The organism is Stenotrophomonas nitritireducens (assembly GCF_001431425.1).
In the GTDB taxonomy this organism is placed as follows: domain Bacteria; phylum Pseudomonadota; class Gammaproteobacteria; order Xanthomonadales; family Xanthomonadaceae; genus Stenotrophomonas; species Stenotrophomonas nitritireducens.
This window is the reverse complement of the sequence record NZ_LDJG01000041.1, coordinates 1-10656: the sequence shown is the minus strand read 5'-3', so window position 1 is coordinate 10656 and position 10656 is coordinate 1. Positions and strand designations below refer to the sequence as shown.

The window sequence follows — 10656 nt, the reverse complement described above, 5'->3', positions numbered from 1 at the left end:
CGGCCCTGCTCGCCGGCGCGAGCGGCTTCCACCGCCGCGTTCAAGGCCAGGATGTTGGTCTGGAAGGCGATACCGTCGATGACGCTGATGATGTCGGCGATCTTCTTCGACGAGGCCTCGATGGCCGACATGGTGGTGACCACCTGGCTGACCACCTGTCCGCCCTGTGAGGCGACGCCGGCCGCACCCTGCGCCAGCTGGTTGGCCTGGCGGGCGTGCTCGGCGTTCTGGCGCACGGTGGAGGTCAGTTCCTCCATCGAGGCGGCGGTTTCCTCCAGGTTGGCGGCCTGCTGTTCGGTGCGGCGCGACAGGTCGTTGTTGCCGGTGGCGATTTCCGAGGCGGCCAGGTTGATGCTGCCGGCGGCCTGCTGGATGTGGCCGACGATGGAGGTCAGCTGCGCCACCGTGGCGTTGGCGTCGTCGCGCATCCGTGCGAACACACCCTGGAAATCGCCGTGCATGCGCGCGGTGAGGTCGCCGCGGGCGATGGCCTGCAACAGGCGTGAGGTCTCGGCCAGGCTGCCGTCGGTGACCTCCATCATCGTGTTGAGGTTGTGCACCATCTGCCGGAAGTCGTACTGGAAGCGCTCCTCGTCGCCGCGCTGGCTGAAGTCGCCAGCGGCCGCGGCGCCGCTGAGGCGGCGGATCTCGGCGCTGATCGCAGTGAGGTTGCGCTTGATGGTGGCCATGGTCTCGGTGATCTCGGCCTTCTCGCCCGGCAGCTGCGGCATGTCGCGGCTGAGGTCGCCCACGGCATAGCGCTGCGCCAGCTCGATCACCTGCATCTTCACGTTGATGTGGCCGGCCACCAGTTCATTGGTGCCGGCGACCATCACCCCGTAATCGCCGGGGAACGCGCCCTGGTCCATGCGGTAGCTGATGATGCCGGCGCCATGCTGGCGCTCCATCTCCTGCTGCGCGGCGATCACCGCCTGCAGCTGCGCCTGCATGCGCTGCATGGAGGACAGCAGCTTGCCGACTTCGTCGCGGCGCGAGGCGTCGATGCGGCGGTCGAGCTTGCCGGCGGAAACGTCGTCGGCCACGCGCACGGCTTCGCCCAGCGGCAGCATGATCGCGCGGATGATGGCCCAGCCCAGCAGGGCGGCGAGCACCAGCGACAGCACCATGCCGGCGATCACCGCGACCAGCGAGCGCTGGTAGGCGAGCCGGGAGGCGGCCACGTCCTTGGCCAGTTGTTCCTGATTGTACTGCGACATCAGCTTGAGCTGGTCGAACAACACCCGCCGCAGCTTGCGCGATTCGTCCGAGGAGATGCGCCGCGCGCCATCGAAATCGTCGGCGGCGATGGCCGCGGCGATGCGCTCGTGGGCCTCGAAATAGGCCGAGCGCTGCTCCTTGAGTTTGTTGTACATCGCCAGTTCTTCGGCGGTGTAGTCGGTCTCGATGTCGTCGTAGGCCTTCTCGGCCGCTTCGATCAGGCCGCGCGTGTCGGCCAGGCGCTTGTCGTAATCGGCCAGCTGCTCGGCATTGCCCTGGTAGTTCAGCTGGGACTGTTCATAGGTGCGGAATTCGCCAAGCTGCGCGCGCATCTCGCCCAGCTGCTGGACGGCGGGCATCCAGTTGCTGTTGATCTGCTCGATCTGGGTGTTGGCGAGCATCATCCGCCACAGCGAGAACCCGCCCATCAGCAGGGTGATCATGCAGGTGATGCAGAAGGCGAGAACCAGCTTCCGCGTGATCGACAGGTTCTGGAACCATTTCATCGCAGACATCTCCAAGGGCGGACTTCGACGGTATGCAGGCCCGGCGCTCCTGCGGAGTGTCATGAATCCGGAATGGGCTGCGACGGGAAGCCCTCACCCGCGATCGGGGTGCACTACCGCGATATCGGCGCAGGCGTCCGCTTCTTGACGCCGCCCAAGCCGCGACTCGGGATTCCGTGAGCAGGCGCACGGAATGCAGTCTTCCCGGCGCTGGCGGCGGTGCCGGGTTTCCGTTCAGAAATGGAACTGGACGCGCAGCTGCAGTGCTTCAGGCCGTGCATGCAGGGCACCGCGGTTGGCATCGGCCCGCACGTAGTTGGCCTGGAATTTCAGGTGCGGCCCGAGATACCAGTTGGCGCCGAGGGTCCAGTTGCGCTCGTTGCCGCCGCGGATCAGGCCATCGTCCAGGTCGATGCGGCTGTAGCGCGCCAGCAGTTCGACGGCGCCACGCCTGCCGGCCGGCTTCGGGTTGGCAACGTTGCCGCCGCTGTAGGCGCGGGATTCGCCGGTGAGCAGCCAGCTGCCCGCCAGGTACCAGCCTTCGCCCCGGTAGTCGGCCAGGCCATGGCGATGGGTGGTCTGCTGCAGGTACTCGCCCTGCAGCGACCAGGGGCCCTCGATCCACAACGCTTCCAGGCCGCGGCGCTCGATGCGCGCGACATCGCGCAGGGTGCCGGAGTCGACCAGCCGCAGCGGCGTCAGCGACACCTCCGGCTTGGCGCGCCAGCGCACGCTTGGCGCGATCTCCACGCCCAGGCCGTTGGTCTCGGCATCAGGATGCTCGCGGGTGGCCGAGACCCCGAGGTGCAGCACGTGCGCGGCTTGCTTGCGCGGTGTCCAGGCCAGCCGCGCGGCCAGGCTGTCGCCGCGGTTGTTGCCCTGCAGATCGTGCGAATAGGCGCCGGCGTTGAACAGCCAGCGCGGCCGCTCCAGCGCCCAGTCCACGCCGATGCGGCGGCCTTCGTAGAACGCCTGCGTAGGCAGCGCGTTCTCCATGAAGGCGCCGTTGCGGGTGGCGGTGTTGCCCTCCAGACCCAGCGGCAGTTTCATCTGGCCGATGCGCCATCTGCCCAGGTCGCAGCCGGTCAGGCCCTTGCTTTCCAGGCGCAGGGCCACGTCCATCCAGGTGTCGGACTGGAAGTCATAGGAGGCGCTGAAGTCGTACAGGCCCTTGCGCTTGATGGCGACGCCGAATTCCTTGCGGCGCCAGTCCTGGTCATCTTCGAACGCGCCGCCGTCGGCGGCGAAGCGATTGACGTCCCAGGCGAAATTGCCGGTGAGCGAGGTTTCGGTGCCGTTGTCGAAGGTCAGTTTCGGCGGCCATGCGCCGGCCTGCGGGCCGGCGAAGGCGGGCGCGGCAAGGGTGAGCAGGGCGAGAGGGGCCAGGCGGCGCATGCAGGTGTCCCGGAACGAAGGCGGCTCCATGCGATGGCATGGGCCGGGGAGGGCACAGCCCTCCGCCTGCGGGGCGGGAAGGCGCGTGTATCGGGCCGCCCTCGGTGCAGGCGGGACATGGATCAGCAACGTGGTGAAGCCCTGCGATGCCCGCCTGCCGGCCGCGTTGCCGGCGCCTTCAACCGCGCCGTGCTGCCTTTGGCTGCATGCGTCTGTCCGGCGCCATCCAGATGCGGCGCGCCTTCACCCCACAGGGCGAAGGCGCCGGCTCAGGCCGCCTGCGGCACGCGCAGCGAGCGGACCAGCCCGCCGACATCGACGATCAGCGCGACGCGGCCATCGCCCAGGATCGTCGCGCCGGAAACGCCGGCGATGCGCCGATAGTTGTTCTCGATGTTCTTGACCACGACCTGCTGCTGGCCGAGCAGCTCGTCCACTTCCAGCGCGATCTTCTGGCCGTCGCCCTCGACCACCACCACCAGCGGATCGGCGTGGGTTTCCTGGCGGTAACCGTAGTAGTGCCCCAGCGCCAGGATCGGCAGGTACTCGCCGCGCACGCGCAGCACGCGGCCTTCGCCGGCCATGGTGCGGATGTCCTCGGCCTTGGGCTGCAGCGCCTCCAGCACGTAGGCCAGCGGCAGGATCAGGGTTTCGCCGGCGACCGACACGGTCATGCCGTCGAGGATGGCCAGGGTCAGCGGCAGCCGGATCAGCACGCGGGTGCCGGCGCCGGTCTGGCTCTCCAGCTGCACTTCGCCGCCCAGGGCCTGGATGTTGCGGCGGACCACGTCCATGCCGACACCGCGGCCGGACAGGTCGGTGACCGCGTCGGCGGTGGAAAAGCCCGGCTGGAAGATCAGGTCCCAGACCTGGGTGTCGGTCGGGTTGTCCGGGATCGCCAGCCCGCGCTCCTGGGCCTTGGCCAGGATCTTGTCGCGGTTCAGGCCGCGGCCGTCGTCGCTGACCTCGATGACGATGTGCCCGCCCTGGTGCGAGGCGGCCAGGGTGATGGTGCCCATCTCGTCCTTGCCGGCCTGCCTGCGCACGTCGGGCATTTCCAGGCCGTGGTCGATGGAGTTGCGCACCAGGTGCACCAGCGGATCGGCGATCTTCTCGATCAGGCCCTTGTCCAGCTCGGTGCCTTCGCCGATGGTGCGCAGCCGAACCTGCTTGCCCAGCCGCGAGGACAGGTCGCGCACCAGCCGCGGGAAGCGGCGGAACACGGCATCCACCGGCAGCATGCGCACGCCGATCACCGCTTCCTGCAGGTCGCGGGTATTGCGTTCGAGCAGGTCCAGGCCGGCCAGCAGGCGCTCGGCGTGGGACGGATCCAGGCCGCCGGAGACCTGCTTGAGCATGGCCTGGGTGATGACCAGTTCGCCGACCAGGTTGATCAGCGCGTCGACCTTGTCGACGCTGACGCGGATCGAGCTTTCGGCCTCGTGGCTGGCGGCCGGCGCATTGGACGCGGCGGCGGGGCGCACGGCGGCGGCCACTTCGACGGCCACTTCCTGCACCGGCGTCGGCGCGCTCACGGCCAGGCTCGGCGGCGCGACGATCGGCTGGATGTCCAGCTCGCAGTCGTCGACCACCCAGGCGAAGGTGTCTTCGATCTTGCTGCGCGGGATGCGGCCGGTCAGGCCCAGGTCCCAGGCGATATAGGCTTCCAGCGGGTCCATCTGCTCGAAACCGGGCAGGCGCTCCATGCGCGCGTCGACCTGCAGCGGGCCGAGGGTTTCCAGTTCGCGGATGATCCGCAGCGGATCGTTGCCGCTCATGAACAGCGACGGCGCCGGCACGAAGCCGATCTGCCAGCCTTCCGGCTCGGCGGCGGCTTCTTCCTGCTTCGCCGCGGCCGGCGCGGCGGCTTCGCCGGACAGCACCGCTTCCAGCCGCGCCTTCACCGCGGCGACGGCGGCGGGGTCGGCCGCCTGGCCATGCTCGGCCTCGCGCAGCAGGGCGCGCAGCACGTCCACCGAGGACAGCATGGCATCGACCGCAGCGCTCTCCAGCGCCCGCTTGCCGGCGCGCAGCTCGTCCAGCAGCGTTTCCAGCACATGGGTCAGGCCGGCGATCGCTTCGAAGCCGAAGGTGCCGGCGCCGCCCTTGATCGAGTGCGCGGCACGGAACACCGAATTGATGATCTCCGGATCCTGCTGCCCGTCCTCCAGGGCCAGCAGCCCGGCTTCCATGGCGTCCAGCCCTTCGCGGCTTTCCTCGAAGAAAGTGGCGTGGAAACGTTGCAGGTCCATGCTCATCGGCGCGCTATCCGGTCAGGGTTCGGGGCAGAGGGGTGGGGCGATCAGCCCAGGACTTTCTGGACGGTGGCGACCAGCTGTTCCGGATTGAACGGCTTGACCAGCCAGCCGGTGGCGCCGGCGGCCTTGCCTTCGGATTTCTTGTCGGCGGCCGACTCGGTGGTGAGCATCAGCATCGGGGTGAACTTGTAGTCCGGCAGCTGGCGCAGTTCGCGGATCAGCGAGATGCCATCCATGTTGGGCATGTTCACGTCGGTGACCACGGCGTTGAACTTGGCGCCCTTGGCGCGGCCCAGGGCGATGGCGCCGTCTTCGGCTTCCTCGACGGAAAAGCCGGCCGAGGTGAGGGCGAAGGCCACCATCTGGCGCATCGACGCCGAGTCGTCCACCACCAGGATTCGAGCGCTCATGCAACGTTCTCCACAGAATTCGATTTGTCAGGGGTTGCGTCCAGACCGAGGGTCTGGAGGACGCCGAGCAGGCGCGCGGCGTCGCGGAAGGTATCGGTAGCGTCGTCGAAGACGGTGGCGTGGCCGGCCTGGCGGCGGGCCAGGACGAAGGCGCACAGCACCTGGATGGCGGCGGTATGCACGCGGCCTACCTGGCTGGCGTCCACGCGCAGCGCGCCGTTCCGGCCCAGGTGCGGGGCCAGGTGTTGCTTCAGCTCGCTGGTGGACTCGATGCCCAGGTCCTGCGCCAGTGCCACAGTGCTCATCGTTGCTCCGGAGAGACGGTACTGGACCAGTTAGCGGCAACCGCACGGGGTTCTTTAGCGGCGTGAAGAACGGCGTTCGATTATGTGAACGGGTGCGCGGAATAGCCGGGGCAGGCCGAGGCGTGCCGGAAACGGGCCGGGACCGGCGCGGATGCCGGACGTGTGCCGCCGTACGGACCTGTCCCGCGCCCGCACAGGCCGGCCTTCAGCGTTCGCACTGCAGCAGTTCGGAGGCGTCGAGCAGGATCATCGGCTGCTGGCCGATGCGGGCCACGCCGCGGAACAGGGTGTTGGAGATCTGGCAGATGCGGGCGGTATCGGGCGGCTCGATCTGCGACTCGGTCAGGTTGGCCACGTCCTCCACTGCGGATACCCGCAGGCCCAGGACTTCGCCCCGTTCCTCGAGCACGACGATGCGGGTCAGGCTGTCCTCGCCGACCGCGGCGAATCCCAGGTGCAGGCCGAGATCGATGACCGGCACCACCTGGCCGCGCAGGTTCATGATGCCGAGCATGGCCGCCGAAGTGCCGCGCAGGCCCAGCAGCGGCACCGGCAGCACCACTTCCTGCACCTTGAGCAGTTCCAGCGCATAGGCCTGCACGCCGCAGCGCAGGCGCAGCCAGCGCGAGGTGCGTTCGCTGGCGCGGCGCTGGGGTTGCTGCGGCGCGCGGGCCTGCGCCTGCAGCGCGGCCCAGACGTTGTTGCCGGCCGGCACGGCGGGCGCAGGCTCGGCAGGGCGTGGCGGTTCCGGTTCCACGACCACCGGCACGGCGTCGGCGACGGGGCGCGGCTGTGTCGCTGCGGGCACAGCCGCAACGGCGCGTGCCGGAGCTGAAGCAGGAACGGGAGCGGCCGGCGCGACGACCGCGGCAGCCACCGCAACCGGTGCCGGGGCCGGGGCGGGCGCGGCTTCCACTACGGCCGGACTGGCCGGTGGCGCCGTCGCTGCGGCAACGGGGGCAACGGGGGCAACGGCAGGCACCGCGGCTGCCGGGATCGCGTCGAGCAGCAGTTCGCCCAGGTAGTCGTCGAGCATGTCCACGCCGCTCATGCCGCGCGCTCCAGCTGCGCGGCGTCCTCGGCGCGCAGCCATTCCAGTGCCCGCCGATAGGCCGACAGGCCGCGCCCGGGGTAGTTGTCGTCGTGCGCGGCGGCGGTGAGCGTGGCCGGCGTGCTGATGCGGGTGTCGATCGGAATGGCGTCCTCCCAGACGCGCTCGCCGTGGCGGTCCTGCATCTGCCGCAGGGTTTCGTTGCCGGTGCGGGTGCGGCGGTCGAACAGGGTCGGCACGATCGATACCGGCAGCGGACGGCCGCGCGAACGCTCAACCATCTGCCCGGTCCGGACCATGCCTTCCAGGCCATGCAGCGCCAGCGGCTCGGCCTGGGTCGGGATGATCAGGCGGTCGGCGGCGGCCAGCGCGTTGATCATCAGCAGGCCCAGGGTCGGCGCGCAGTCGAGCAGGATGTAGTCGTGGCGCTGCCCGTGCTGGGCCAGCGCATGCTGCAGCGCCAGGCCCAGGCCCGGCTGGTTGGCGCTGCGCCGTTCCAGGGTGGCCAGCGCGGCCTGCGCGCACAGGTAGTCGAGCCCGGGAATGGCGCTGCCGCGGGCGAGGGCGGAGATTTCCCCCGGCGGGGTGGCGAACAGTTCCAGCACGCCCTGCGGCGGCGGGTCCAGCGGCACGCCGAAGGCGCGGGTCAGCGAAGCATGCGGGTCGAGGTCGATCAGCAGCACGCGGTGGCCGAGGGCGGCCAGGCCGCGCCCCAATGCCAGCGTGGTGGTGGTCTTGCCGACGCCGCCCTTCTGGTTGGCAATGGCCCAGATACGCATCAGTGCACTCCTTCAATTGCTGCCGGCAGCGCCGGTCCGGACGCGCGCGCGGGCGCGTCGGCGCCGGCGGCATCGGGGTTGGTGTGTTCGGCGGCGACCGTGGCCGCGCCATCGGCCAGCGCATCGGCGCTGGCGGCCGAGTCGGCCAGGATGATGACCATCACCCGCCGGTTGCGGTTGCGGCCTTCGATCTGCGCGTTGCTCTCGCGCGGGCGGAATTCGCCGTAGCCCATCATCGCCAGCCGCTGCGGCTGCACGCCGTGATCGGCGAACAGGTGCACCACGCTGGCGGCACGGGCCGCCGACAGTTCCCAGTTGGACGGGTACTGCGCAGTGGCGATCGGCATGTTGTCGGTATGCCCTTCCACGCGCACCCCGTTGGGGACGTCCTGCAGCACGTCGGCCAGTTTGCCCAAGGTCTGCCGCGCGCCGGCGTCCAGCGTCGCCGAGCCGGTGGGAAACAGGATGTCGCTGTTGATCTCGACCTCGATCCACAGCTCGGTGCGGCGCACGGTGATCACGCCCTGGCTGACCAGCGGCGCCAGCGCCCGGGTCAGCTTCTCGGCGATCTGCCCGAGCTGGCGCTCGGCGCGCTGCAGCTGCTCGCGGTCGCGCAGCGATACCGGCCGGGTCATCTGCGAGGCCATCGACGGCAAGCGGGTCGGGTCGGCCATCGCCCCGCCGGTCATGCTCGGCGCGCGGATCACCGCAGGGCTGTCGTTGCCGCCGCCCTGCAGCTGCTGGTGGCCGACCTGCACCTGGGTGATGGTGCGCGGGGCGCCGCCGAAGGCGGTGGTCAGGGCATCGGCCATGACCCGGTACTTGCCTTCGTTGAGCGAGGAGATGGCGTACATCACCACGAAGAACGCCAGCAGCAGCGTCATCAGGTCGGCATAGGGGATGGCCCATGCCTCATGGTTGGCGTGTTCTTCGTGGGACTTGCGGCGGGCCATGGTTCAACCCACGAAACCGGCCAGGCTGGTTTCGATGTTGCGCGGGTTCTCGCCCTGGGCGATGGCGATCAGCCCTTCGATGATCATCTCGCGCTCGCGGCTGTTGTACGCGATCACGTTCTTGAGCTTGGCCGCGACCGGCAGGAACAGCAGGTTGGCCGAGGCGATGCCGTAGATGGTGGCGGTGAACGCGGCGGCGATGCCGTGGCCGAGCTTGCTCGGGTCGGCCAGGTTCTTCATCACCGCGATCAGGCCCAGCACCGCGCCGATGATGCCCAGGGTCGGCGCATAGATGCCCATGCCCTCGAATACCTTGGCCGCGGCCAGGTCGCGGTGTTCCTGGCCGCTGAGTTCGATTTCCAGCATGTGCCGGATCGCCTCGGGCTCGACGCCGTCCACGACCAGCTGCAGGCCTTTGCGCAGGAACGGGTCGTCCTGCATCTCCACCTGCGGTTCCAGGCCCAGCAGGCCCTGGCGGCGGGCGATGTTGCTCCAGTCCACGATCTGCCGGATCAGCGCCTGGCGGTCGCTGGCCGGCGGTTGCACCACCCAGCGGACGATCCTGAAGGCGTGGCGGAAGATCGCCGGCGAGGTATGCAGCAGGATCGAGGCGATGGTGCCGACGATGACGATGACGAACGCAGCGGGCGACCACAGCGAAGCCAGGCCGGCGCCCTTGAGAATGCTCCCGCCCACCAGCGAGGCCAGTGCGAGGAAGAGTCCGATGATGCTGAGTCTATCCATTTAACAGGTATCGGCTATTGCGGGGGGTACTTGAACGCGTGGTTTCCTTCTCCCTCCGCGGGAGAAGGCGCATTGCCTGCGAGCCACCGGCCCGCAGGCGCCTGGAAACCCGCTTTGCGCCCCGGGTCCTGCGCGGGCGCAAGGGCGAGGAGCAGCGGACCGGCGGTTCGCAGACTGCCCTTTTCACCCCGGCGGGAGAGGGCTTGCAAGAATCACTCCTGGCCGCGCAGGCCGTCCACGTCCAGGATCAGCGCCATGCGGCCATCGCCGATCAAGGTGGCGCCGGCATAGCCCTTCAGTCCGCGCAGCGCCCTGGGCAGCGGCTTGATCACCACTTCCTCGCGGCCGCGCACCTGGTCCACGACCAGGCCGAAGCGGGCTTCGCCGAGCTGCAGCACGACGATGGTGAGCAGGGCCGACTGCGCCGGTTCCACCGCCAGCCACTGGCGCAGGTCCACCAGCGCCAGCGTGTGCGACTTGCGGTCGAGCACGGCGCGGCCGTCGAACCAGCCCAGCGACGTGCGGGGGGCGTGCAGCACCTCCATCACGCGCGCCAGCGGCAGCGCGTAGATGTCCTCGCCGGCCTGCACCAGCAGGGTCGGCAGGATCGCCAGGGTCAACGGCACGCGGATCAGGAAGCGGCTGCCGCGGCCGAGTTCGGACTGGATCTGGATCTGCCCGCTCAGTTCGCGGATGCGCGACTGCACCACGTCCATGCCGACGCCGCGGCCGGAGATGTCGGTGACCTGCTGCTTGGTCGAGAAGCCGGGCAGGAACACCAGGTGCAGGCATTCCTCGCTGCTCAGGCGCGCGGCGGCCTCCGGGTCCAGCAGGCCCTTCTCGCGGGCCTTGGCGCGCAGCCGCTCGGGGTCGATGCCGGCGCCGTCGTCCTGTACCTCGATGCTGACGTAGTCGCCTTCCTGCTGCGCCGACAGTCGCACCCGGCCCATGCGCGGCTTGCCCTGCGCCTCGCGCAGGTCGGGCATTTCCACGCCATGGTCGATGGCGTTGCGCACCAGGTGCACCAGCGGATCGGC

Annotated in this window: 9 protein-coding genes and 1 pseudogene; all 10 read right to left on the bottom strand. The window is 69.5% G+C overall.

Annotated elements, in window-relative coordinates:
* The coding region (locus ABB22_RS17180) for a methyl-accepting chemotaxis protein (protein ID WP_057505428.1) at window positions 1-1724 on the bottom strand (1724 nt) is incomplete at its 3' end.
* 234 nt (window positions 1725-1958) lie between these two features.
* Window positions 1959-3119 carry an OprO/OprP family phosphate-selective porin gene (locus ABB22_RS17175; RefSeq protein ID WP_055770266.1) on the bottom strand — a complete coding sequence of 387 codons (1161 nt, stop codon included), beginning with the start codon at window positions 3117-3119 and terminating at the stop codon, window positions 1959-1961.
* A gap of 269 nt (window positions 3120-3388) precedes the next feature.
* Entirely contained in the window at window positions 3389-5377 is a 1989-nt protein-coding gene (locus tag ABB22_RS17170; RefSeq protein ID WP_055768931.1) for a chemotaxis protein CheA, read from the bottom strand.
* Window positions 5378-5421: 44 nt separating this feature from the next.
* Entirely contained in the window at window positions 5422-5787 is a 366-nt protein-coding gene (locus tag ABB22_RS17165) for a response regulator (protein ID WP_055768934.1), read from the bottom strand.
* Complete coding sequence (locus ABB22_RS17160) at window positions 5784-6092, bottom strand: STAS domain-containing protein (protein ID WP_055768938.1); 309 nt, start codon at window positions 6090-6092, stop codon at window positions 5784-5786. Before ABB22_RS17160 ends, ABB22_RS17165 begins: the two co-directional genes overlap by 4 nt.
* A 205-nt stretch (window positions 6093-6297) precedes the next feature.
* Window positions 6298-7041: pseudogene (locus ABB22_RS17955) on the bottom strand (chemotaxis protein CheW); the annotation flags it as partial.
* A 98-nt stretch (window positions 7042-7139) separates the two neighbouring features.
* Window positions 7140-7922 (bottom strand): ParA family protein, encoded by a 783-nt coding sequence (locus ABB22_RS17150; RefSeq protein WP_055768941.1) that lies wholly within the window; start codon window positions 7920-7922, stop codon window positions 7140-7142.
* Window positions 7922-8875 carry a flagellar motor protein MotD gene (gene motD, locus ABB22_RS17145; protein WP_055768946.1) on the bottom strand — a complete coding sequence of 318 codons (954 nt, stop codon included), beginning with the start codon at window positions 8873-8875 and terminating at the stop codon, window positions 7922-7924. Before motD ends, ABB22_RS17150 begins: the two co-directional genes overlap by 1 nt.
* 3 nt (window positions 8876-8878) lie before the next feature.
* Window positions 8879-9619, bottom strand: a complete 741-nt coding sequence (locus tag ABB22_RS17140; protein WP_055768949.1) for a flagellar motor protein — start codon at window positions 9617-9619, stop codon at window positions 8879-8881.
* A gap of 212 nt (window positions 9620-9831) precedes the next feature.
* On the bottom strand, window positions 9832-10656 hold an 825-nt coding region (locus ABB22_RS17135), incomplete at its 5' end, for a chemotaxis protein CheA (protein WP_211264521.1).